General features: G+C 63.4%; 17 protein-coding genes. 2 read left to right on the forward strand and 15 right to left on the reverse strand.

The window, feature by feature from the left end; genetic code table 11:
- Nucleotides 1–80 precede the first annotated feature (80 nt).
- From V5F23_RS12915 to V5F23_RS12975, 13 genes are all read right to left on the reverse strand, one after another.
- Nucleotides 81–881, reverse strand: a complete 801-nt coding sequence (locus V5F23_RS12915) for an endonuclease/exonuclease/phosphatase family protein (RefSeq protein WP_042730655.1) — start codon at nt 879–881, stop codon at nt 81–83.
- Nucleotides 882–1,191: 310 nt separating this feature from the next.
- A protein-coding gene (locus V5F23_RS12920; protein ID WP_144419424.1) for an IS3 family transposase occupies nt 1,192–2,339 on the reverse strand; the annotation gives its coding sequence in 2 pieces (ribosomal slippage) (nt 1,192–2,084 and nt 2,084–2,339; 1,149 coding nt in all).
- Nucleotides 2,340–2,537: 198 nt separating this feature from the next.
- Nucleotides 2,538–3,302, reverse strand: a complete 765-nt coding sequence (locus tag V5F23_RS12925) for a PIG-L family deacetylase (RefSeq protein WP_042730656.1) — start codon at nt 3,300–3,302, stop codon at nt 2,538–2,540.
- A gap of 254 nt (nt 3,303–3,556) precedes the next feature.
- Nucleotides 3,557–5,716 carry a glycogen debranching protein GlgX gene (gene glgX / locus V5F23_RS12930; protein ID WP_338498650.1) on the reverse strand — a complete coding sequence of 720 codons (2,160 nt, stop codon included), beginning with the start codon at nt 5,714–5,716 and terminating at the stop codon, nt 3,557–3,559.
- 215 nt (nt 5,717–5,931) lie between these two features.
- Nucleotides 5,932–6,267, reverse strand: coding sequence for a DUF2934 domain-containing protein (locus tag V5F23_RS12935; RefSeq protein WP_042730658.1), 336 nt, complete (start codon nt 6,265–6,267; stop codon nt 5,932–5,934).
- Between the two features lie 18 nt (nt 6,268–6,285).
- Nucleotides 6,286–9,072, reverse strand: a complete 2,787-nt coding sequence (locus V5F23_RS12940) for a malto-oligosyltrehalose synthase (protein ID WP_042730659.1) — start codon at nt 9,070–9,072, stop codon at nt 6,286–6,288.
- Nucleotides 9,069–11,147, reverse strand: a complete 2,079-nt coding sequence (gene malQ, locus V5F23_RS12945) for a 4-alpha-glucanotransferase (RefSeq protein ID WP_042730660.1) — start codon at nt 11,145–11,147, stop codon at nt 9,069–9,071. The genes V5F23_RS12940 and malQ overlap by 4 nt, the downstream gene beginning before the upstream one ends.
- Nucleotides 11,144–12,946 (reverse strand): malto-oligosyltrehalose trehalohydrolase, encoded by a 1,803-nt coding sequence (gene treZ / locus V5F23_RS12950; RefSeq protein WP_042730661.1) that lies wholly within the window; start codon nt 12,944–12,946, stop codon nt 11,144–11,146. The genes malQ and treZ overlap by 4 nt, the downstream gene beginning before the upstream one ends.
- A 7-nt stretch (nt 12,947–12,953) precedes the next feature.
- Nucleotides 12,954–14,525 carry a glycogen synthase GlgA gene (gene glgA / locus V5F23_RS12955; protein WP_042730662.1) on the reverse strand — a complete coding sequence of 524 codons (1,572 nt, stop codon included), beginning with the start codon at nt 14,523–14,525 and terminating at the stop codon, nt 12,954–12,956.
- A 770-nt stretch (nt 14,526–15,295) separates the two neighbouring features.
- A complete protein-coding gene (locus tag V5F23_RS12960) occupies nt 15,296–16,258 on the reverse strand; it encodes a D-2-hydroxyacid dehydrogenase family protein (RefSeq protein ID WP_338498656.1) in 963 nt (320 codons plus the stop codon).
- Between the two features lie 11 nt (nt 16,259–16,269).
- On the reverse strand, nt 16,270–17,301 hold the full coding sequence (locus V5F23_RS12965) for an alpha/beta hydrolase (protein ID WP_042731967.1): 1,032 nt from the start codon (nt 17,299–17,301) through the stop codon (nt 16,270–16,272).
- Nucleotides 17,302–17,401: 100 nt separating this feature from the next.
- Complete coding sequence (locus tag V5F23_RS12970) at nt 17,402–17,848, reverse strand: DUF411 domain-containing protein (protein ID WP_042731966.1); 447 nt, start codon at nt 17,846–17,848, stop codon at nt 17,402–17,404.
- A gap of 237 nt (nt 17,849–18,085) precedes the next feature.
- Entirely contained in the window at nt 18,086–20,080 is a 1,995-nt protein-coding gene (locus V5F23_RS12975; protein ID WP_047738169.1) for a methyl-accepting chemotaxis protein, read from the reverse strand.
- Nucleotides 20,081–20,336: 256 nt separating this feature from the next.
- Between V5F23_RS12975 and V5F23_RS12980 the strand changes: the two genes are divergently transcribed.
- Nucleotides 20,337–20,525 (forward strand): hypothetical protein, encoded by a 189-nt coding sequence (locus tag V5F23_RS12980; protein WP_042731964.1) that lies wholly within the window; start codon nt 20,337–20,339, stop codon nt 20,523–20,525.
- 9 nt (nt 20,526–20,534) lie between these two features.
- Here V5F23_RS12980 and V5F23_RS12985 read toward each other — a convergent pair whose 3' ends face one another.
- Complete coding sequence (locus tag V5F23_RS12985; protein WP_042731963.1) at nt 20,535–20,915, reverse strand: fe2+ zn2+ uptake regulation protein; 381 nt, start codon at nt 20,913–20,915, stop codon at nt 20,535–20,537.
- 298 nt (nt 20,916–21,213) lie between these two features.
- Between V5F23_RS12985 and V5F23_RS12990 the strand changes: the two genes are divergently transcribed.
- Nucleotides 21,214–23,562, forward strand: coding sequence for an acylase (locus tag V5F23_RS12990; RefSeq protein WP_338498660.1), 2,349 nt, complete (start codon nt 21,214–21,216; stop codon nt 23,560–23,562).
- 141 nt (nt 23,563–23,703) lie between these two features.
- On the opposite strand, the gene V5F23_RS12995 is transcribed toward V5F23_RS12990, so the two are convergent.
- On the reverse strand, nt 23,704–24,711 hold the full coding sequence (locus V5F23_RS12995; protein WP_338498663.1) for a FecR family protein: 1,008 nt from the start codon (nt 24,709–24,711) through the stop codon (nt 23,704–23,706).
- Nucleotides 24,712–24,724 lie beyond the last annotated feature (13 nt).

Below are 24,724 nucleotides of genomic sequence, written 5' to 3' on the forward strand. Positions count from 1 at the left end.
GGGACCCTAACAACGAATAGCGAGCGTCGCTACTGTCAGAACTTACAGGTGCTTGCGCTGCGCGCGGCGCAAAATCGGGGCTACAAATGCACTTCCACCGATAACGGCAGGTGGTCGCTCAGATGGGTCCACGGCTTGGTGCCGAGTATCTGTGGCGCGTGGCTGCTGGCATTGCGCAGGTAGACGCGGTCCAGGCGCAGCAGCGGGAAACGCGCCGGATACGTCCGGGCGGGGCGGCCGTGATGGTGCTCGAAGGCCTCGTGCAGGTAGCCACGGCGGGCGAGGGTGGTGTTGCCGTGCAACTGCCAGTCGTTGAAGTCGCCGGCAATGATCACCGGGGCGTCTTCGGGCAATGAATCGAGCAGTTGGCAAAGCAGCTTGAGTTGCAGTTGGCGATGGCTTTCCAACAGGCTCAGGTGTACGCAGATCCCGTGGACTTCGGCGTGGCCCGGGACCTCCAGCACGCAGTGCAGCAAGCCGCGGCGTTCCGGGCCGGTGATGGACACGTCGAGGTTGCGGAACTGGCGGATAGGGTATTTGGACAGCAGGGCGTTGCCGTGATGACCATCGGGGTACACCGCGTTGCGGCCGTAGGCGAAGTCATTCCACATGCTGTCGGCGAGAAATTCGTATTGGGAGGTCTGCGGCCAGTTGTCGTAGCGCGACGCATGGCGGTCATGTTCGCCCAGCACTTCCTGCAGGAACACCAGGTCGGCGCCCGTGCTGCGCACCGCTTCGCGCAACTCGGGCAGGATGAAACGGCGGTTGAGGGCGGTGAAACCCTTGTGCGTATTGACCGTCAGGACTCGTAGCCGATGAACCGCCGCAGGCGTGTCCAATGGCATGGTTTCGACGGCTCGCCAATCGGGATCTCGAGTCACGTTCACTCCTGAATCAGACGTACCTGTTCATGCGACTGATGGGAGGCTTTGGCAGTTCCGGATTTTTCCTGGGGCATTGTTGTTGCCAGGGCCGCCGCCTTCGCGAGCAAGCCCGCTCCCACACCTGATTTGCTTTGTACCCGAGCCTCAGGCCATGCAAAGCCCGATGTGGGAGCGGGCTTGCCCGCGAAGGCGGCCTCGCATCCAACAGAGAAGCCGGCGGACCCACCGCTTTCGCGAGCAAGCCCGCTCCCACACCTGATTTGCTTTGAGGTGGTCAATTTTTTCCGGACACCTCAATCGGTGTTTTTCAGGCTGCTTGCCGCTCATACTGATTGGGCGGCAAATAGCCCAAGGATGAATGGATTCGCCTTCCGTTATAGAACCGCACGATGTAGTCCGTGATGTCTTTGATCGCTTCGCCATGGTTGGCGTAATCCTTGCGCCAAACACGCTCCATCTTCAGATTCAAGAAGAAGCGCTCCATGACCGCATTGTCCCAGCAGTTGCCCTTGCGACTCATGCTGCAACGCATTCCATGTCGCGTCAGCAAGTTCTGGTAATCCGTACCGGCATACTGGCTGCCTCGATCCGAATGAGCGATCAAGCCCGGTTCAGGTTGTCTCTGCGCGATGGCCAGTTGCATCGCACTGCATACCAACTCTGCTCGCATGTGGGGTGCCATGGCCCAGCCCACGATTTTGCGTGAGTACAGGTCCATGACGGCCGCCAGGTACAGCCAGCCGCTGCGGGTACGGATGTAGGTGATGTCAGCGACCCACGACTGGTTGATGCGCTCGGGATTGAACTGGCGATTGAGCAGGTTCTCAGCCACCGGAAAATTGTGATTGCTGTCAGTGGTATGAACGAACTTGCGCTTCCAAATCGGACGCAAATCCTGTTGTTTCATCAGGCGGCGGACCTTGTTCCGTCCAACGGAGACGCCAGTGTCACGCAGCGCTTTCACCAAACGACGGCTGCCATAACAGTGTTCATTGGACACGAAGGCAGCCTTGAGCTGAGCGGAAACCGAGCACACAGGTTTTGGCTTCAAACGCCGCTGACGAGCTTCGTAAAACCCCGAACGACTGATCCGCAACACCCGGCAGATACGCGCCACCGGGTAGGCCTTGCATTGGACTTGGTGAACCAACTGGTGGATCACTTCAACTCGCGGGCAAAGAAGGCCGTAGCTTTTTTTAATATGTCATTATCCGTCTTCAGTTCGCGGACTTGCTGTTCAAGCTGGCGAATACGCTGCTGGTCGCTGGTCAATGGTTTGCCAATCCCCGTACCGCCCGACTGCTCGGTTTGATACTGCTGAACCCAGCGGCGCACGGCGGTATCGCTCAGGCCTAAATCGGTACAAACCGAGTTCACGCTCAGACCTTGATCAACAACCATCTTGCAGACCTTCAGCTTGAACTCGGCGTCGAATTTTCTGTACTTCTTAGTCATGGAATATTCCTCAATGAGTGTAGTTTCACCCATTGAGGTGTCCGGGGCTATTAGACCAGCTCACTTTGTACCCGAGCCTCAGGCCATGCAAAGCCCTATGTGGGAGCGGGCTTGCCCGCGAAGGCGGCCTCGCATCCAACAGAGAAACCGGCGGGCCCACCGCTTTCGCGAGCAAGCTCGCCCACAGGAACTGAGATTTCAGATGAAGACAATCTCGTACGGCATGCCCATGCGATCGAGGATCACCCGTGGTACCAAGGGTGCGATGCCGCTGGCCGGTTCGCCGTTGAGTTGGCTGGTGTAGGCGTACATGGCGTGACGCTTGCGGGCGGTGGTCCAGACGTCCAGGCGCAGTTTGCGGGCCCGATGCCAGGGGATTTTCTTTTGCTCGCGCACCGGCCAGTGCCAGGCCCACACGGGCAGTTCGTTGAACAGCGCGCCGACGGCCTCGGCGGCCTGGGCACCGGCTCGGCCCACCGTGTCATGGTCGCTGTCACCGTCCAGGCGCCAGGTGCTGAAGACCACGTCGCCGGGTCGCAGATGTTGGCTTATGAACGCCGTCAGCTCGGCTTCGTGTTCGGCGAGGGCCTTTTCCGGAAAACCGCCGCGCACCCATTGCAGGCCATGGGCGGGAATGCCCAGGCGATGCAAGGCGTCGACGCTTTCCTGGGGATGGGGGCGGTGCATGCGCAAGCGTTCATCGTTCCACAACGGTGAGCCCGGATGGCCGATGTCGCCATCGGAAACCGAGATCAACAACATGGGATGGGCCAGGTTGCTCAGCAACTGGAGCAAGCCGCCACAGGCTCCGACCTCATCGCCCGGATGCGGGGCGAGGATCACGGCGCGGGCGCCGGCAGGCACCAGGGTCTGGGTACTGATAATGGGAATGTCGGCCAGTTGCGGCGCACTGTTCCATATTTGCGGGTGCTGCCGACTGTTAAGGCGAGAGGCGGGTTTCATGGGGAAGACGTCCTTGTGGTATTCAATCCTGCGGCCTTGCACCGAGCATACCGCCCGATGTGGCGCATCAAGTCACGATTGCCATTGGCGGCGCTCCTGATCCTGGAGTCTACCGCAAGCGAAGTATTGACCATGCCGGTCGATTCGTCGCGTGGCATCGGTGTCTGAACCGTACTTTTTTCTTCCAACTGGGCCTATAAAAACGAGGGCCACATCTGTGTGGCCCTAGTTTTTCAATGGCTTAACTCCAATAGTTAATCTTCTTCCTCACGTTGCAGCTCGAACAACAGCAGCGAGCGCCCAGTCACCGAGTATTCGGACTCGAACTCGAACCGTTCCTGGCCACGCACGGTGGGCTGGTTGGTGTCGACCAGGCACGTCCAGAAACTGCCTTCAGGCACTTCAGGCAGGCGGAAGTTGACGATGTCGTGGTGTGCATTGACCACCAACAGCAACGTCGCATCGCCGCCTTTGCGCCGGATCCCGGTTTCCTGGGCGCGACCGTCCATCAACATGCCCAGGCACCGACCGTGGCTGTCCTGCCATTGCTCGACGGTCATTTCGTTGCCATCGGGTGCCAGCCAGGTCACGTCCTTGACGCCGATGTCCTCGTTGTAATTGCCCACCAGGAACCGTCCGCGCCGCAGGATCGGGTAGGCCAGACGCAACTTGATCAAGCGCTTGACGAACTTGAGCAGCGCCGCGCCGTCCTCGCTCAGATCCCAGTTGACCCAACCGATCTCGCTGTCCTGGCAGTAAGCATTGTTATTGCCGTGCTGGGTGCGGGCGAACTCGTCCCCGGCGACGATCATCGGCGTGCCCTGGGCAAACAGCAGCGTGGCGAAGAAGTTGCGCATCTGCCGATGGCGCAGCGCGTTGATCTGCGGATCGTCCGTCGGCCCTTCGACGCCATGGTTCCAGGACAGGTTGTTGTTGCTGCCGTCCTGGTTGTTCTCGTCGTTGGCCTCGTTGTGCTTGTCGTTGTACGACACCAGGTCATTGAGGGTAAAACCGTCGTGGGCAGTGACGAAGTTCACCGAGGCGTAAGGGCGTCGGCCCCGCTGGTTGAACATCTCGCCGGACGCGGTCATGCGGCTGGCAAAGTCGGCCAGTTGGCCGTCGTCGCCTTTCCAGAAGGCGCGCACGGTGTCGCGGAACTTGTCGTTCCACTCCATCCAACCGGGCGGGAACCCCCCGACCTGATAGCCACCGGGGCCGCAGTCCCAGGGCTCGGCGATCATCTTCACCTGGCGCAGCACCGGGTCCTGTCGGCAGGCGACGAGGAAGCTGTGACGCTCATCGAAGCCATCGTGGTAGCGGCCGAGAATGGTGGCCAGGTCGAAGCGGAAGCCATCGACGTGCATTTCCGTGGCCCAGTAGCGCAGGGAGTCGGTGACCATCTGCAAGACGCACGGATGGCTCAGGTCCAGGGTGTTACCGGTGCCGGAGTCGTTGATGTAGTAGCGCTTGTCGTCAGGCATCAACCGGTAGTACGAGGCGTTGTCGATGCCGCGCATGGACAGGGTCGGGCCTAGTTCGTTGCCTTCGGCAGTGTGGTTGTAGACCACGTCGAGGATGACTTCGAGGTTGGCTTCATGCAGGTGCGCGACCATCTCCTTGAACTCGGCGATCTTGCCGCTGGCCAGGTAGCGCGGGTCCGGGGCGAAGAAGGCGATGCTGTTATAGCCCCAGTAGTTGGTCATGCCCTTGTGCAGCAGGTGCTGGTCGTTGACGAAACCGTGGATCGGCAACAGTTCGACCGACGACACGCCGAGCTTGCGGATGTGTTCGAGCACGTCGTCGACCATCAACCCGGCGAAGGTGCCGCGCAGGTTCTCCGGCACCGAGGGATGGCGCATGCTGATGCCGCGCACGTGGGTCTCGTACAGGATGGTCTTGTCCCATGGCACGCTGACGCGGTGGTCGTGGCCCCAGGTGTGCGCCGGGTCGATGACCTTGCACTTGGGCACGAAGGGCGCGCTGTCGCGCTCATCGAAGCTGAGGTCGCCGTCAGGGTGGCCGATGGTGTAGCCGAACAGTGCCTCGGACCACTTCAGCTCACCCACCAACTGCTTGGCGTACGGGTCGATCAGCAGCTTGTTGGGGTTGAAACGATGGCCGTTCTCCGGGTCGTACGGGCCATAGACCCGATAGCCGTAGATCAGGCCAGGGTGGGCATCGGGCAGATAGCCGTGGTAAATCTCGTCGGTGTACTCCGGCAGCTCGATACGTTCGAGTTCGACTTCGCCGGCATCGTCGAAAATGCACAGCTCGACTTTGGTGGCGTTGGCCGAAAACAGCGCGAAATTGACCCCGAGGCCATCCCAGGTCGCACCAAGCGGAAAAGGCAGCCCTTCACGAATCCGCGAAGCCTCGATAACAGGCGGCGGCGTGGTTTTTTTTGGACGGGTCATAGTTGCTCCTGCAAAAGACAGACAGTTACGGCAAAGCGATCGGTTCAAGGTCCGTTGATTCAAGGGTCGTCCCGGGCGCACGACCCCTGGGGCGAGGAAGATTCATCCCCGCCGAGGCGCAACGCGGCCCGGGCCTGGGCTGCTGAGCAGCCCAGCGAGAGCAGGCTCCCTCGCCACAGTGGTACATCAACAGGCGCACTGCGTGAGCGTTGTGATTACACCGCCGGAGGCTTACGGGCCGCCCGTGGTTTTTTCTCGGCCGGTTTTTCAATCGCCGAGTTGGCTGCCGCAGGTTTGGCGGCGGGCTTGGCCTTGGGGGCAGCGGCCTTCGGTGCCGGCTTGGCCGCGGGTTTGGCGGCAGGCTTGGCGCCGTCGGCCTTGGCAGCAGGAGCCTTGCCTGCGGCCTTGGGCGGTTTGCTCGGGGCCAGGGCTTCGGCTTCCGCCAGTTTGCGCGCCATCTCCCAGTGGCGTTTTTCGTGCCCGGTAGGCTTACCTTCGGACTCCCAGATCTGGTAGGCGAATTCGCGAATACGTTTATCGTCGGTACTCATCGCAGTGCTCCTGACAACTCAAGATTGGATAAAGACATTGACCGGGAAATCCCCCAGCGCGGCGCTGACCATCAGCTCCCCTTGGGGTGTGACTGCTGTGCTTGAAAAAAGTCCCTTCAGTTTTCCCTCCTGGGTGGCGAACGGTAATGACACACGGGTATCGCCCCAGTCCGAGGCGGCCACCTGCGGCTGCGCACTGTTTTCCAGCAAGCGGGCAGCATGGATCGGCACCACGACGACCGCCCGTTGCTGCCCGTGCTCGCGCATGAACGCCAGCACCCGGCGGGCTTGCTCGCCAACCACTTCCAGCGGTTGGTAGCGGCCTTGCTGGAACAACTGCGGGCATTGGGCGCGCAGGGCCAGCGTCCTGGCGATGAGCGCCTGTTTGACCCGGCCATTGCGCCAGTCGCGCAGCAACCCCGCCGGCGTGCTGTCGGCCTGTAGTCCTTCGCGACGCGCCTGGAAGTCCACCGGGCGCCGGTTGTCCGGGTCCACCAGGCTGAAATCCCAGAACTCGTTGCCTTGGTACAAGTCCGGCACGCCGGGCACGGTCATGCGCAGCAAGGTTTGCGCCAGGCTGTTCAGCGCCCCCGCTGGCGCAATGGCCTGGACTGCCTCGGCGATGGCACTGCGCAGCGGCAGCCCTTCATCGCCCAGCAACAGGCGTTCGAGAAACATCTGGGTCGCTTGTTCATAGGCGTCGTTGACCGCCGCCCAACTGCTTTGCAGCTTGGCTTCGCGCAGGGCCTTGCGCTGCCACTGCCAGAGGCGTTCGTTGTACTCGGCCAGGGCCTTGTGGTCCTGGATGTCCAGGTCCAGCGGCCAGCTCCCCAACAGCGCCTGGTACAGGATCAGTTCATCACCAGCCGAAGGCGCCGCCGGGTCGCTGTGCAGCGAAGGCGCGAGGATGCGCCATTGCTCCACGCTGGCGGTGTACCAGTCGGCGCGTTCACTGAGCACGGCCAGCCTGGCGCGGGTGTCTTCGCCACGCTTGTGGTCGTGGGTCGCGGTGGTCATCAGGTTGTCGGGGAAATGTTCGAGCCGCTCAAGGCAAGCGTCGTGGAATGCCTGGGGCGGGGCGCTGAACAGTTCGGTGTTGTAGCCCACATCGTTACGCGACAACAGCACGGCCGAGCGATACAGCGCGGTGTCTTCCACGGCTTTGGCGGCGGCCGGCGAGGTCAGTTGCTGGAAGCGGACACAGGCATGGCGCAGGCGCTTGCGCTGGGGACCGCGGGGGCGTTGGCGCCAGGGCATGCCACCGAGCCAGCCGGCCAGGCAATCGAGCACTGGCCAATCGGCTTCGCTGAGGGTTTGCCGGGCGCCTTCCAGGGCCTGGTTGAAAAACGCCTCGTCTTCGGCCGAGCGTCCCAAAGGGCTGATGTAGGTGCGGTACACCGGGAAATGCACGATCAGTTCCTGCAACGCCCGGCGAATCGCGCCCAGGGTCAGGTCGCGGGTCATCACGTCGTCCCGCGCCACTTGCAGCAGGGCCTGGGCGACGCTTTCGAAGTCCCCGGCGAGGGAGCCGTTGAGGATCTGCTGGCGGGCCAGCCGGGCTTCCTCGATGAAGTGCGCCGGTCGCTCGCTCTGGCGGCTCCAGAACTCGGCAAGCGGTTCGGCACCGGCGGGGTCGTGTTGCAGCAACGAGATCTGGTTCATGAACTCGTAGCCGGTGCTGCCGTCGACGTTCCAGTCCCGACGCAAGGTCTCGCCGTCGCCAAGGATCTTCTCGATGAAGATGGGCAGGTGCCGCGACGGGGACAGGGCATCGAGTCGCCGGCGCAGCTTGCGGCTGTAGCCCCGTGGATCGGCCAGCCCATCGATGTGGTCGATGCGCAGCCCATCCACCAGGCCTTCGCTAATCAGCTGGAAGATCTTCGCATGGGTGGCTTCGAACACGGCCGGGCGCTCGACCCGCAACCCACCCAGTTCGTTGACATCGAAAAACCGTCGCCAGTTGATGTCATCCGCGGCCGTGCGCCAGCTGGCGAGCCGGTAGCTCTGGCGTTCCAGCAGTTGGTGCAGGCGCTCGAAGCCTTCCGGTTGGGTGCAATCGTAGTTGCGCAGGTTGTCCTCGATGGCGGCGAGGATATCCGGAGCTGTCGCCAGTTCGCGCAATTGCACCTGTAGCGGGCGGGCGAGGGTGTGGGCGTCGGTCTGGTAGTTCAGCGTGGTGAAGCGTTCGGCCAGCGCCTTGAGGGCTTCGGCCCGTTCGCCAGGCAGGTCGTCGGTGGGCTTGAGCAACTCGCCATAGTGCATCGGGCAGATGGGGAAATGGTGCTCGTAGTGTTCGACATAGAAGCTGCCTTGCGCGGCATTGAAGCGCAGTTGCAGGGTGCCTTCCTGCAAGGCAACGCCATAGTCGCTGCCCAGGAACGGCAACAGCAACTGGCCTTCCAGCAATGGGTCGGGAGAGTGCCACTGGATGTCGAAGAATTCGCCATACGGGCTCAGGCGCCCCCATTCCAGCAGGTCCAGCCACCAGGGGTTGTCGTTGCCACCGACCGCCATGTGGTTGGAGACGATGTCGAGGATCAGCCCCATCCGGTGCTCGCGAAGGGTCGCCACCAGACGTCGCAAGGCGTCCTCGCCGCCCAGTTCCGGGTTTACCAGGGTCGGGTCGACCACGTCGTAGCCGTGCATGGAGCCGGCACGGGCCTTGAGTAGCGGGGAGGCATAGATATGGCTGATGCCCAGCGCGGCGAAGTACGGCACCTGCGCGACGGCATCGTCCAGGGTGAAGCCTTTATGAAATTGCAGGCGAATGGTCGCCCGCAGTGGTTGGATCGTAGGCAGATTCATCGGTCACGCTCGTTCGCCTGGAGTCGCGCACAGGCAAGTATTTCCAGGCGCCGGGCGGCGTCCGGGTGATCCAGCAACGCCTGGCTGTCGTGGGCCAGGCGGCGGCGCCAATTGGGATGGGTATCGATGGTGCCGGGCAGGTTGGCCTGCTCTTCGATACCCAGGGCATCTTCGAGTGGCAACAGCACCAGCGGCGCACGGGTGTGGCCGAGAAAGCGCACGCTGGCGTCCAGCACCTGGTCGGTCTCGCGGTGTTCTTCGCGAAAGTTCTGTGGGTCCTGGTTCAGCACGCTGCGCAGGCCTTCGCGTTCACGTTCACGGTGCTTGCGCCAGTCTATTTCCGTGTGGGAGTCGATCAGGTCCAGCCGCGCATTCCAATCGATGTCGTGCCCGTGCCACCAACCATTGAGGGTCGGCAGGTCATGGGTGCTGGTGGTCGCCAGCGCGTTGTCCGGCCAGTCGAGGATCGGCTTGAAGTGGGTGTTGTCCTGTTCGAACAACAGCACGCGCATGCCCAGGATCGACCGGGCGCTGAGTTTTTCCCGCAGGCCGTCCGGCACGGTGCCGAGGTCTTCGCCGAGCACGATGGCCTGGTGACGGTGGGATTCGAGTGCCAGCAGGCGCAGCAGGTCGTCCACCGGGTAATACAGATAGGCGCCGTCCGAAGGCGGGGCGTCATTGGGGATCACCCACAGGCGTTGCAGGCCCATGACGTGGTCGATGCGCAAGCCACCGGCGTGGGCGAAGTTGGCCCGCAGCATCTCGATGAATGCGCGAAAACCGTTGCGTACCAGTCCTTCGGGGGAGAACGCCGAGATTCCCCAGCCCTGGCCGGAGCGGTTGAGAATGTCGGGGGGGGCGCCCACGGTCAGCGAGGCGAGCAGTTCATCCTGACGGCTCCAGGCCTGGCTGCCGGCTCCGTCGGCCCCCACCGCGAGGTCGGCGATCAGGCCAATGCCCATGCCACTGGATTTGGCGGCGCTCTGGGCGCGCTCCAGGCAGCGGGCGATCAGCCATTGGCAAAAGGCATAGAAACCGATTTCATCGGCGTTTTCTTCGGCGAAATGCGCCAGCACGGCGCTGCGCGGGTTGCGCCATTCCTCCGGCCACTGCCGCCAGTCGAGGCTTTCGCCGCGGGCGGCGCGCTCGGCCTGCAAGGCTTCGAAGCGACAGTGGTTTTCCAGGGCCTCGCCGCTGGCGTGGCGGAAACTGCTGAAGTCTTCGTGCAAGGGGTGTTCGCCCTGGCTGAAACCGTCGTACAGCGCCCGCAGGACCTTCTGCTTGGCCTCGGCCGCCACCGGCCAGTCGACCAGGGGTTGGTCTTCCAGCTTTTGCAGTTGGTTGGCAAGGCCCGTTGCATCGATGGCGGTGCGCAGGGCGCGCTCGCCCAGGATGGTGCCTGGCGCCGCGTACAAACTGTTGAGAAACAACCGGCTGGACGGCGAATAAGGGCTGTAGCGACCCGTGTCGCTGCTGAACATCGCGTGCATCGGACTGATGGCGATGGCCTCGGCACCGCGCTCGCCGGCCACCCGTGCCAGGTCTTCCAGGGCCTGGGTGTCACCGAAACCGCCGTCACCGGGGCGCCGTAGCGCATACAGTTGGGCACTCAGGCCCCAGGTCCGTGGCGTTGGATCGTTTACCGCATCGGCGACGCTGTAGCAGCGCGCCGGCGCGACCGCCAGGGTGAAGTGCTGCCCGTCGATGCTGACGTGCTGGTAACCCACCGGCAGCATGCCCGGCAGCCTGGCGTCGGCGTCGAGCTTGAGGTTCAGCGTGGCGCCATCCTCCTGGCGGATCTCGCAGGGGGTGCCGGCCTCGAAGTAACGACTCAAGTCGACACTGACCCCGACATCGGCCGTGAGCAGCGGTGGCAATTGATGGTTCTGTTGTTCCTGCTGCAATTGCAGCAGGCTGGCGTCGATTTCCTGGGCACTGCCGGCAGGGTGGCCGAGGCCCGTCAGGACCGAGCGCAAGACGGCGGGCGAGACTTTCTGGGCCCGGCCGTTGGCATCGATCCAATCCACCGCGAGGCCCGCCCGGCCGGCGAGGATTTCCAGTTGCGCATCGCTCATGGGCGCTCTCCAGTGATGGTGGGCAACGGGGCCGCCTGTGTCAGGCTGACCAGCGCGCTGTAGGGCGCAAGGTGGCCCTGTTGCAACAGACCCATGGCGTGGGGCGGATGTTCGAAAAGAATGCGTGGGTCCTCGGCGGCGGTATGCGCCACCGGCTCGGCGCTGAGGTTGAGGTCGATGCGCAGCACACTGCCGTCGCCCAACTGCCAGCGGGCACTGACGGCGCCCGGGCCGAGCACGTCCGTTTCCAGCGCGTGGGCGCCGGGCAGGCGTGGGACGATTTCTTCGCGCCGGATCTTCAGCAGGCTGCGATACAGCGTCTCGCGGGCCAGTTGTTCCGGTTCATGGGCCTCCAGGTTCGGGCGCGAGGCTTCGAAGGTGGTGGCCGCGTTGGGATCGGGAATCCGCTCGCGCTGTTGCGGGTCGGCGAAGGCGCTGAAGGCCTTGAACTCATTGCGTCGGCCTTCACGCACCAATTGCGCCAGTTCGCCGTGATGACTGGTGAAGAACAGGAAGGGCTGTGGTGCAATCACTTCATCGCCCATGAACAGCAGCGGAATCATCGGCGAGAGCAGCAACAGGACCGTCGCAGCTTGCAAGGCCTGGGGCGGGGCCAGTTGATGCAGGCGCTCACCGAGGGCGCGGTTGCCGATCTGGTCGTGGTTCTGCAGGAACAGCACGAACGCGCTGGGCGGCAGGTGCCCGCTGGGTTCGCCTCGTGGCTCACCGTGGCGGTTGATGTGGCCCTGGAAGACGAAACCCTGGCTCAGGCAGCGTGCCAATTGTTCGGTGGGCTGCTCGGCGTAGTCGGCGTAATAGGCGTCGGTCTCGCCGGTCAGTAACACGTGCAAGGCATTGTGGCCGTCGTCGTTCCACTGGGCATCGTAGCCTTGCTCCAGCAGGCTGGCCTGGTTGTGCTCGTTTTCCACGGTCAGCCAGACGTGCCGGGTCGGGTCCACTTGTTCGCGCACCCGCGCCGCGAGCTCCTGGAGAAAATCCGGGTCTTCGATGGCGTGCACGGCGTCGAGGCGCAGGCCGTCAAAACGGTATTCCAGCAACCACATGAGCGCGTTGTCGATGAAGAAGTCCCGGACTTCGCGGCGGCGAAAATCGATCGCCGCGCCCCAAGGCGTGTGTTTGTCTTCGCGAAAGAACCCCTTGGCATAGCGGTGCAGGTAATTGCCGTCGGGACCGAAGTGGTTGTAGACCACGTCGAGGATCACCGCCAGACCGTGGCCATGGGCGCTGTCGATCAGGTGCTTGAGCTGCTCCGGCGTGCCGTAGGAGGCTTGTGGCGCGTAGGGCAGGACGCCGTCGTAGCCCCAGTTGCGGTCGCCGGGAAACTGCGCCAGCGGCATCAGTTCGATGGCGGTGACCCCGAGCCCGGCCAGGCGCGCCAGGTGCTGCTCGACCCCTTCGAAACCACCGAGGGCGCCAACGTGCAGTTCGTAGATGACGGCGTCGTACCAGGGCCGGCCGGACCAGTGGGTGTGGCGCCATTGGTAGGCATGGGGGTCGACCACCACGCTGTGGCGGTCGATATCGCCGGCCTGGGCGCGGGAGGCCGGGTCCGGCACCTCCAGCTCGCCGTCGATGTTGAAGCGGTAGCGGGTGCCGGCGGGGCAACGGGTCTGGATCATGAACCAGCCGTCGGCCTGGGGCAGCAGGGGGATTGAGTCTCCAGAGTCGAATTCGACACTGACAAAAAAAGCATCCGGTGCCCAGAGGGCGAAGCGGGTGTGCTCGTTATCGAGCATCACCGCGCCGTGGGTCCATGTATCAGGCGTCCTTGACGACATCGTTACCTCATTGTCTGGCCGATTTGCCCAGTGATTTAGCCACCAGCTGTTCGTAGAGTTCGGCGTAGGGCTCCACCGCCTTGCTCCAGTTGAAAGGTGCCGACATGGCCCGGCAACGCATGGCATTGAGCAGATCAGGGAATTCGAAGACCTTGAAGGCCCGGCTCAGGGCCTCCTTGTAGCTGTCGACGGTGGACTCGTCGAACAGGAAACCGGTGACGCCGTCCTCGATGGTGTCCGCCAGCCCGCCGGTGTTGCGTGCCACCGGCAGCGAGCCGAAGCGCTGCGCGTACATCTGGCTCAGGCCGCAAGGCTCGTAGCGCGACGGCATCAGCAAAAAGTCGCTGCCGGCGAACATCCGCCGCGCATCGGTTTCGTTGAAGCCGATGCGCACGCCGATCCGGCCGGGGAAACGCAGCGCCAGTTCGCGCATGGCTTGTTCTTCCTCCGGCTCGCCACGGCCGATGATCGCGATCTGGCCGCCCGACTCGACGATAAACTCGGCGACCGCCTCGGTCAGGTCCAGGCCTTTCTGGTACACCAGGCGCGAGACCACGGCGAACAGCGGCCCGGTGCAATCGTCCAGGCCGAACAGCTCGCGTACATGGGCGGCGTTGACGGCCTTGCCTTCCCAGTCGCCGATGGCGAACTGGCGGAACAGGTGCGAGTCGGTCGCCGCGTCCCAGCTTTCGTCAATGCCGTTGGGGATGCCGCTGAGCAGGCCCTGCTGGGTCTTGGCCGCCAGGAAGCCATCGAGCCCGCAACCGAAGGTGGGGGTGGTGATTTCCTGGGCATAGGTGGCGCTGACGGTGGTGATGTGGCTGGAGTAGGCCATGCCCGCCTTGAGGAACGACAGCTTGCCGTAGAACTCCATGCCTTCCTGTTGCAAGGCGTGTTCGGGAATGCCCAGCTCCGGGCAGCACGCCAGGCTCACCACGCCCTGGTAGGCCAGGTTGTGAATGGTGAACAGGGTGGGGGTCCGTTGGCCGCGCCAGTGCATGTAGGCCGGCGCCAGTCCAGCCGGCCAATCGTGGGCATGGACCAGGTCGGGGCACCAGTGGATCTGGGCGAGGTTGGCGGCGATGTCGGCGGCCGCCAGGCCCAGGCGGGCGAAGCGAATGTGGTTGTCCGGCCAGTCGCGACCGTTGTTGGCGCCATAGGGCGAGCCTTCGCGGGCATACAGCTCGGGGCAAATCAGGACGTAGATCACCAAGCCGTCGGCCATGTCCATGCGGCCGATCTTGCACGGCGGCAGCGCGGCGTGGCCGCCCAGTTCGCCGATGATGTGGATCGGATTGCCGCTGTTCATCACCTGCGGATAGCCGGGAATCAGTACCCGCACATCATGCAGGCCAGCCATGGCCCGGGGCAGCGCCGAAGACACGTCGCCCAACCCGCCGGTTTTCACCAGGTCGGCGATTTCCGACGTGACGAACAAGACCTTCTTGCGATTGGGGTTGTGGCGAACGACGGGGAGCAGTGCCTTGCCGCCGGTGGCGAGCACCGGAGCCGTCGGCGAATCGGCCGCCGGCGGTAATTGAGAACGGACCTGTTGTGGTTCCAAGGCAGCACTGATCATAAATCTCTCCTGTTTTCTCGATCTGTTTCCGGCATGCGCCAGAGCTGTTGTTACATTGGCCGAATCCTGCGGCCAGGCGCACAAGCGCTACGCAAGGTAAGCAAAGCGCTGCCCAATGCGGCGAAGCGAATCAGGTGGGAGGGCCGTTGCAAGGACTGCACCAGCCGCTGTTACCCTTCCATTACCCTGACCTGTAGCCGTTGCGAAAAGTTTCGACTTTTTTTCGTCTGGATGACCGGTCGGTATTACCCCCGGTTCGCGAGTCTAGGTCAGAAGCTAGAGCGCTGCGGTGCGCTTCGTCGAATTGTCCGACAATCACGTTTTTTGTCGGCAATGTCTTACACGACAGCGCGAAAGACGCGCCGACGAAGTGCATGTTTCTGAAATCAAAACCGTGTACAGGGCATGCCGTGTTTTATAGCGGCGCGCGATGGGATGGCGTCGCGCACCATTAAGGGGCGTGAGCGATGGAAGCTTTTTGATGGCTCGTGCGCTGTCGAAAAACTACTGGTGAACGACAGGCTGGGGCGGTGATGTTGGCTGGGACGGCGTCTTCGCGGGCAAGCCCGCTCCCACAGAGGGCTTTGCCAGGCGCGGGTTTTGTGAACATGCCCGATTGAATTGTGGGCGGGCTTGCCCGCGAAAGCGGTCTGTCTGGGGCGGTGATGTTGACTGGGATGGCGTCTTCGCGGGCAAGCCCGCTCCCACAGGGATCCTTGCCCAGGCGTGGGTTTTATGGACATGCCCCATTCAATTGTGGGAGGGCGGGTTCAGGGGGGGGCGGTCAGTAGGCGGATGGGTTGGCCGGCGGCCCAGGCCAGGAGGTCTTCGATCATCAGGGAATAGAAAAGCTGGTAGTTCTGTTGCGTGACGTAGCCCACATGCGGGGTGGCCAGTACGTTGTCCAGGGTTCGGAACGGGTGGTCGGCGGGCAGGGGTTCCTGGGCGAAGACGTCGAGGGCGGCGCCGGCCAGGCGTTTGTGCCGGAGGGCATCGATCAGCGCGGCTTCATCGACGATCGGCCCGCGGGCGGTGTTGACCAGCAAGGCAGAGGGTTTCATCCAGCCCAAGGCCTGGGCATCCACCAGGCCGCGACTGCGTTCGCCGAGCACCAGGTGGACCGACAGAATATCGGCCTGCTCGAACAGCGCTTGCTTGCTCACATAGGTCACGCCTGCTTCGGCGGCGCGTTCGGCCGTGAGATTCTGGCTCCAGGCGATCACCCGCATGCCGAACACCTGGCCGAACTGCGCCACCCGCGTGCCGATGCTGCCCAGGCCGAGGATCCCCAGGGTCTTGCCGTGCAGGTCGCCACCCAGGCCTTGCTGCCACAAACCGGCGCGCAGGGCATTGGCTTCCTGCACCAGGTTCCGGGTCAGGGCCATGATCAACGTCCAGGTCAGTTCGGGCGCGGCGTGCTTGTAGCTTTGCGTGCCACACACCTGGATGCCCAGCCTGGCGGCGGCTTCAAGGTCGAGGGCGGCGTTGCGCATGCCGCCGGTGAGCAACAGCTTGAGACGGGGCAGGCGCTGCAACAGGTCTTCATCGAAGGTGGTGCGCTCGCGCATCACGCAGATCACTTCGAAGCACTGCAAACGCTCGACAAGGGTGTCGCGGTCAGCGGGGTAGTCATGGACAAAGGTCACGTGGCCCACGGCGTCCAACGGCGACCAGTCGACCACGTCCCGCGCCACGTCTTGCCAATCGTCGATGACTGCTATTTGCACCGCCATGGAACACCTCGTCAGGGAATGGGTTTGTCCAGCCAGCCGAGCAAGGCCTTGTGGAAGCGCTCCGGCTCTTCCATTTGCGGCGCGTGCCCCAGGTTGGGGAACTCCACCAGGGTCGACTGGGGGATCAACTGTGCAACCTGTTTGCCCAGTACCTCATAGCGGCCCAACCTGGCCTTCACGGCGGGTGGCGCGATGTCGCTGCCGATGGCCGTGGTGTCGGCGGTGCCGATCAGCAGCAGGGTGGGGACGCGCAGGTCCTTGAACTCGTAGTAGACCGGCTGGGTGAAGATCATGTCGTAGATCAGCGCCGAGTTCCACGCCACTTGCGTATGCCCCGGCCCTTTGTTCAAGCCGGCGAGCATGTCCACCCAGCGATCGAACTCAGGCTTCCAGCGCCCTGCGTAATAGGTCTTGCGTTCGTAATCGCGGATGCCGTCGGCACTGAGCTTGAGCTCGCGCTGGTACCACTGGTCGACGCTACGGTAGGGCACGCCGAGGGCTTTCCAGTCCTCCAGGCCAATGGGGTTGACCAGCGCCAGGCGCTCGACCTGATCGGGAAACTGCAAGGCATAGCGGGTGGCGAGCATGCCGCCGGTGGAGTGGCCCAGCACCGTGGCTTTCTGTACGCCGAGGGTCTTGAGCAGGGCCTGGGTGTTGCTCGCCAACTGTTGGAAACTGTACTGGTAATGGTCGGGTTTGCTCGAGGTGCAGAAACCGATCTGGTCCGGCGCGATCACCCGGTAGCCTTGCTCGCTGAGGGTCTTGATCGAGTCGCCCCAGGTGGCGGCGCAGAAGTTCTTGCCATGCATCAGCACCACCGTGTGGCCATTGACCTTGCCCTGGGCCGGTACGTCCATGTAGCCCATCTGCAAGGCTTTGCCCTGGGACTGGAAGGCGAAGTGCTTGAGTGTGTAGGGGTAGTCGAAGCCTTCCAGTTGCGCGCCGTAGGCCGGGCCTTGCGACAGGTTGGCGGCCTGGGCGAACCAGGGCAGCGAGGCAGTCAGGAACAGGCTCGGCAGCCAGCGGGCGGTGGAACGCGACATGGTCAATCTCCTTGGGGACCGCCGCCGATCCTGGGGCGGTCCGATTATGGCGACATTAACCACAGGCAACCAAACCGCTCGAACGTTCCACCGCGCGCCGTCAATGGGCAGGGTAATCCGCCACCACGGTTTGCGTGCCGTCCTTCTTCAGGCCGATCACTTGGTAGGCGTCGCTCATGCCGTCCATTTCCATGCCGGGCGAACCCATGGGCATGCCGGGCGCGGCGACACCGAGCAAGTCATCGCGCTTGCTCAACGCCAGTACCTGCTCGGCAGGGACATGACCCTCGACGAATTTGCCGTTGATCTCGGCGGTGTGGCAAGAGCGCAGGTTGGGCGCCACGCCCAGGCGTTGCTTGACCGAAGCCATGTCGGCTTCGACATGGTCATTGACCTTGAAACCGTTGTCTTGCAGGTGCGAAATCCACTTCTTGCAGCAGCCGCAGTTGGCATCGCGGTGCACGTCGATGGTGACCGGTTCGGCGGCCTGGGCCAGGGTGGTCAGGAACAAGGCGCTCAGGGCGAGCAGGTGCAGGGGCTTGGCCATGGAGGGGCTCTCATGTCGAACGATTGGGCGGCAGGATAGCAGAGTAGCGAGGCAGAGCTGACAGGGGGCTGAGGCGCAGATGACAGAATTGTCAGGTGGGACTGAGGATGGGGGCGTCAGCCATACCCTGTGGGAGCCGAGCTTGCTCGCGATAACGGCAGGCCAGCCAACATGATTGTCGACTGACATACCGCTATCGCGAAAGCTCGGCTCCCACGGAGGTTATGGCCGTAGCCGTTAGCGCACCTTGAATCGACCCATGATCGCATTCACCCGGCTGTTGGCGTCCAGCAGTTGTCGGGTGTTGTTTTCACTGGCCAGGCCGCTTTCCACCAGTTCCTCCACCATGTGGCGGATCTGCACCATGCTGCGGTTGATCTCCTCAGTCACCGCGCTTTGCTGTTCGGCGGCGGTGGCGATCTGGGTGCTCAGGCTGTTGATCTGGCTGACGGAACCGGCCATTTCGTCCAGGCCCGAGTTAACTCGGGAAGTCGCATCGGCGGCCGACTGACAACTGGCCTGGGTGTTTTCCATCGCCTGCACCGAAGAGCTTACGCCCTGGGTCAGCCGAGTCAGCATTTCGTTGATCTCCGAGGTGCTGGCCTGGGTACGGGCGGCGAGGGCGCGGACCTCGTCGGCCACCACGGCAAAGCCGCGACCCTGCTCGCCGGCCCGTGCGGCCTCGATGGCGGCGTTGAGGGCCAGCAGGTTGGTCTGCCCGGCAATGGCGCCGATCACGCCGAGGATCTCGGTGATGCGCTGGGCATCCTGCTGCATGCTTTCGACCTTGCGGGTCGCGCTGGACACTTCGTCGATCAGCGCCACGACGCTGTTGGACGCCTCACCGACCACCACGCGAGAGCGATCGGCGTGCTCGTTGGCGCGCTGGGTGAACGCGGCGGTCTCGGCGGCGTTCTGCGCCACGCTTTCGGCCGTGGAGCTCATCTCGGTAATGGCGGTCACGGTCTGGTCGGTTTCCGAGGCATGGCGCATCAGGATCTCGCTGGTGTGGGCCGAGGTCCGTTGCAGGTTCTCAAGGCTGGAGGCCATGGCGCCGGTGGCCTGGGTGACTTCGCCAATCATGTTCTGCAGGTAGGCGATGAAGCCGTTGACCGAATGCCCGATAGCGCCCAGTTCATCTTCGGCGCGAATGGTGATGCGTCGGGTCAGGTCGGCATCGCCCGTGGACAAGGCGTCGATGTTGCCCTTGAGGATCTTCATGCGGTTGGTCAGTTGACGGATCGCGTACAACTGCATCAGCACCAGCAGGATCACCATCGGGATTTGCAGCAGGCTCAGCGTGTTCAACACATCGTCGCGCTGAGCGGTGATCAGGCGGGTCGGCAATGCGGTCGCCAGGAACCACGGCGAGCCTTCGATGGGGCGCATGAAAAAGGTGCTGGCCACGCCGTTGTTGTCGAACTCGATCCGTTGCAGCGGCTGGTCACGGTGGGCCAGGCCGGCCTGGACCTGGGCGGCGAAGGGCGAGCTGGCGGCCAGTTCGCTGATGTTCTTCAGGACGATCGGCCCGTTGATGCGCGAACTGTTGCTGATGATTTTGCCGTCGCCTTCGACGATCAGCATCTCGGCGCTCAGGTCGGCTTCCTTGCGCGCCACCAGCTCGTTGAAGAAGCCCAGGGTCACGTCGATGGTCGACACGCCATAGGGCACGCCGTTTTTCTGGATGGCCATGGCGCAGTTGGTGCGTGGCTCGGCGCTGGCGTCGTCCTTGTAGGCCGCGGCCCAGGCGCACTTGCCCGCCGGGGTGGCCATACCGCCCTTGTGCCAGGGTTGCTCGTAGTAGTTCGGCGCGGCGTCACTGTTCCAGAAGGTATTGACCACCAGCTTGCCGGAGGCATCGCGGTGCCAGAACGTACTGAACTTGCTGCGCCCCTCGGCGCGCTGGTTCGGCAGCGGCCAGATCCCGCCGCCAAACACTTTCAGCTCGCCGTACTGGTCCACCAGCCCTGGCAGCACTTTGTCGATGGCGTCGCTGTCGAGCAGTGGAATGGTCTGGGTGATGCTGCGCTGCTGGGCCTGCACCTTGTTCAATTCGCCCTGGATCTGCTGGGCGACTTCGCCAATCCGGTTGAGGACCACCTGTTCTTCGGTATGGCGCAGTTTGGGCGCGACCAGGTAACTGATGCCCACGACCGTCAGGATCGACAGCACCAGGATGAATAGAACCAGGAACAGCGTGTAGCGAGCCTGAATCGTTCGGAATGCGGGCATGGGGGTGGTTCCTTGCACGGAGGCGTCTTTCAAGAACAGTTGGGATGAACGTACCAACTTGTATCGGCGCGCCTCGCCCAAGCTTGAATGCCGCGCATCGGCGGTGTCGTGGGCCCTGGCAGCAAGTGATCGCCCGTAGGCGAACAGGCGGGTTGGCCTGTACCATGGGCCGCCCGTGCGCTGCCCGTCATCGCTCGATCCGGTGTCACCCCGGCAGGCCCCGGGCTACAGAACGGCAACATTCAGGAAATTGGCAATGACTCATTCACAACGCTTGAAGTACTCGATTCTGATCGTCCTCGTGGTCCTGGCGATCATGCTGGGCCTGTCCTGGATGCAGGGCAAAGGCATGATCAGCGAGCAGCTGTTTCAATACATCGCCATTGCCGTGGCGGTCATCGTGGTGGTGATCAACGGTGTGATGCGGCGCAAGGTCAAGCCCTGACCCCAGGCGTCACTCACCGGCCTCGATCACGGCCATGGCCTTGGGGTGCAGGCAGTAGCTCTTGTCGGGGTTGAGGACGATGACCCCCTCGCTGCACAGGCGCTTCAACACCTCGCGAACACTGAGAAAGGACAACGGAATGTCCAGCCCCAGCAACTGGCTGTGTACACCCCGCACGCCCAGGCCGTGATTGTCCTCGGCCGCCTTGAGCAGCGCGTCGATGACCTTGAGGCGAATCAGGCTGGTCCTCAGTCCGAAGCTCTTGAGCAGGCGCCGGATGTGTTCATTGCCGCCGCGCTCGGCGGGCCTGGCGAAGACGGTGTGGGGGACGGCCAGCGAAACGCCGGTCGGTCGTGGCTTGCCCTCCATGGGCAGTTGCGCGTTACGCATGCAGAAACTCCTTACCAGCCTGTTCAGAAAAGGTCACGGATACTCTCCTGTAATAGGACGAACGAGGGCGGGCAATCATGAAGGGCGGTATGTGAAAAATTTGCCCTTGCTTCGTCAAACCCCGTGATAGAACGCCCTCCAGGCGATTAATTTTTTTTCATCCGGTTCGTTTCCAGGGGAGGCACATTCCGTTCGAACGGGCGGTGTGTGGATGTTCCAGGGCGAACCGCAGCCGGTTGTCACGAGCGTCGGTAGCCGTCCTGGTTTTCTGAAGTCTTCATCTGGAGTGAACGTGAGAATGTCCGGGCAGTTATCGAGGATGGCCCTCGCGGGCGCTTTTATGGGCGTAGCCCTGGGGCTTAGCCCCGTGGTCGTGGCGCAAGACGACCTGGCGCAGGCCAGCGCCGAGATCCGCCGCACCCGTTTTGGCGTGCCGCATATTCGTGCCCAGGATGAGCGCGGCCTGGGTTACGGCATCGGCTATGCGTACGCCCAGGACAATCTCTGCCTGTTGGCGAACGAGATCGTCACGGTCAATGGCCAGCGCTCGCGCTACTTCGGGCCCGAGCAACTGACGGTGGAGCAGCGGGAAAACCGTGTCAGCGATGTGTTTTTCAACTGGCTCAACACGCCGCAGGCGGTGTCCGGCTTCTGGCAGGCCCAGACACCACCGCTCCAGCAACGGATCGAAGGCTACGTGGCGGGTTACAACCGGGCGCTGGCCGAGCGCAAGGCCAAAGGCCTGCCCGTGGAGTGCGCCAGCGAATGGGTTCGGCCGATCACGGCGCTGGACCTGGTCAAGCTGACTCGGCGCCTGTTGGTGGAAGGCGGCGTTGGCCAGTTCGCCGAAGCCCTGGCCGGAGCGCAGCCACCCCAGGCGAGCGCACTCAATGGCGCTGTCGCCAACGATTTTGCAGACGCCGCGACCCGGCAGCAACGGTTCGCCCTGGAGCGCGGCAGCAATGCGCTGGCCATCGGCAGCGAGCGTTCGTTCAACGGTCGCGGGATGTTGCTGGCCAACCCGCACTTTCCCTGGGTGGGCGGCATGCGCTTCTACCAGATGCACCTGACCATTCCCGGCAAGCTGGATGTCATGGGCGCGGCCCTGCCGGGTCTGCCAGTGATCAACATCGGGTTCAGCCAGCACCTGGCCTGGACCCACACTGTCGACACCTCCAAGCATTTCACTCTGTACCGCCTGCAACTCGACCCGAAGGACCCGACCCGCTACCTGATCGACGGCCAGTCGGTGCCAATGAGCCAACAAGCGGTCACGGTGGACGTCAAGCAACCTGACGGGCAGGTCAAAGCGGTGTCCCGCGTAGTCTATGGCTCGCAGTTCGGGCCAATCGTCCAGTGGCCAGGCAAGCTCGACTGGGATAACCGCTTCGCTTTCAGCCTGCGGGACGCGAACCTGGACAACGACCGAGTGCTGGAGCAGTGGCACGCCATGAACCAGGCGGTCTCGCTCAAGGACTTGCAGGGCTCCGTGCATCGCATCCAGGGTATCCCTTGGGTCAACACCCTGGCGGTGGACGACCAGGGGCAGAGCCTCTACATGAACCTGTCGGTGGTGCCGAACGTCAACGCTGCCAAGCTGGCACGCTGCAGCGACCCCCGGGCCGGGCTGCAACTGATCGTGCTGGACGGTTCGCGCAGTGAATGTGCCTGGGATGTGGATCCCAACGCCGCGCAACAGGGCATCTATGCCGCCGACCAGTTGCCGCAGTTGCTGCGACGCGACTACGTGCAGAACTCCAACGATTCGGCCTGGATGGTCAATCCGGCGCAGCCACTGACCGGCTATTCGCCGCTGATCAGCCAGCACGGCCAGCCGCTGGGCTTGCGTTCACGGTTTGCCCTGGATCGGCTGGGCTCGCTCGCCAAGGACGGAGCGGTGAAGGTGGAAGATCTGCAACGCATGGTCATGGACGATCGGGTCTACCTGGCTGACCAGGTCGTGCCGGACTTGCTTGGCGCATGCGCCGCCGAGGCCGGCAAAGACGCCGCGGCAATCGCCGAGGCCTGTGCCAGCCTCAAGGCCTGGGATCGCACGGCGGGCCTGCACAGTGGGCTGGGTTTCGTGCACTTCCAGCACATCATGGAACGCGTGCAGGCGCTGCCTGAATCGTGGCGGGTCGCGTTCGATCCAAAAGACCCGCAACACACCCCGCGCGGCCTGGCGATCGAGCGACCGGCGGTGCTCAAGGCGGTGCGCGAGGCCATGCTGGCCTCGGTGGCGGCCGTGGAGGCTGCGCAATGGTCTAAGGACCGTCAATGGCAAGACATTCAAGTCGCCAGCAGCGGTGACCGGCAGACGCCGATCCACGGCGGGCCAGGGGAACTGGGGATCTACAACGCCATCCAGAGCGTACCGGCGGCGAACGGCAAGCGCGAAGTGGTCGGCGGCACCAGCTACCTGCAAGTGGTGACCTTCGACGACAAGGGGCCACAGGCCCAGGGGTTGTTGGCGTTCTCGTTGTCCAGCGACCCGGCGTCGCCTTACTCAACCGACCAGACCCGGGCGTTTTCGCAGAAGCAATGGAGTGTGTTGCCGTTCACCGAAGAGCAAATCAAGGCCGACCCGGATTACCAGGCCGTGATCATTCGTGAGCGCGATGAAAGAGGCCGGCTGGCAACGCACTAGGCCTCAGTCCTACAGGAGAGATGGGGCCGGCCGGGACCCCCTGTGGGAGCGAGCTTGCTCGCGAAAGCGGCAGTCCAGGCGACATTGATGTTGGCTGGGCTCAACTCTTCGCGAGCAGGCTCACTCCCGCCGGGGAATCATTCAGTGTGGAGCTGGCCGTTGCCCTATGGCGTTGAGGACCGGGTTGCCATCCTTGTTCTGGGTCAGGTAGACCGGCAGGACCTTGGGCAGGGAAGGCACCAGGTTCTGCACTTCATTGAGGCTGTAGATCCCGCCGATACGCAGGGAGCCGGTGCTGTTGTCGGCCAACATGACCGGGCGGGCGAGATAGCGATTGATCAGCGGCAGTGCCTCGCTGAGGGCGAGGTTGTCCAGCACCAGCTTGCCGTTGCGCCACGCCAGTGAGCTGTCATCGGCGCCAATGTCACGCACCTGCGGCTGGTAGTCGCCGGCCTTGTAGCTGGCCTGCATGCCTGGGGTCAGCTGCGAACCGGTGCTGGCGAGCGCCTGGTTGCTGGTCACCCACACGGAACCTTCCACCAGCGTGACCCGCACCTGATCCTGGTACATCCAGACATTGAAGCGAGTGCCTGTCACGCGCACCTGGCCCTGGCCTGCGCGGACGACAAAGGGGTGCTGCTTGTCATGGCTGACATCGAAAAATGCCTCGCCCTTTTCCAGCGTCACCCGACGCTCATGCTTGTAATTGGCAAATATCAGCTCGCTGCCCAGGTTGAGCTCCACCTGGCTGCCGTCGCTCAAGGTGATATGGCGCACGCTTGCGCCGGCCTCGAAGTGTTCATAGGAATTGGCGACCCAGCCGAGGTGCCAACCCGTGAACGCCGCCAGGGGCAAGCCGACGGCCAGCACTGCCGCCGCAACGGCCAGCCGGCTCCAGCGGGACCGAGGCCGGGGCGCCGGGGATGCGAGGGTGGCGGGCGGCTCGACGCGGGGCAGGTGATCGGCCGTTGCCCAGATCTCCAGCATGGCCTCATATTCGAACGCATGCAGGGGATCGGCATCGTGCCATTGCTTGAAGGCCCGTCGCTCGGCATCGGTGCAGTCGCTGGCATGCAAGCGCATGCACCAATGGGCGGCTGCATCGGTAATGGCGTCGTATTCGGCTTCCGAGAGTGTAGGTTCGGTCATTGACTCTTCCTGG

It is taken from the genome of Pseudomonas sp. WP18, from assembly GCF_036689585.1.
GTDB lineage: Bacteria > Pseudomonadota > Gammaproteobacteria > Pseudomonadales > Pseudomonadaceae > Aquipseudomonas > Aquipseudomonas chlororaphis_E.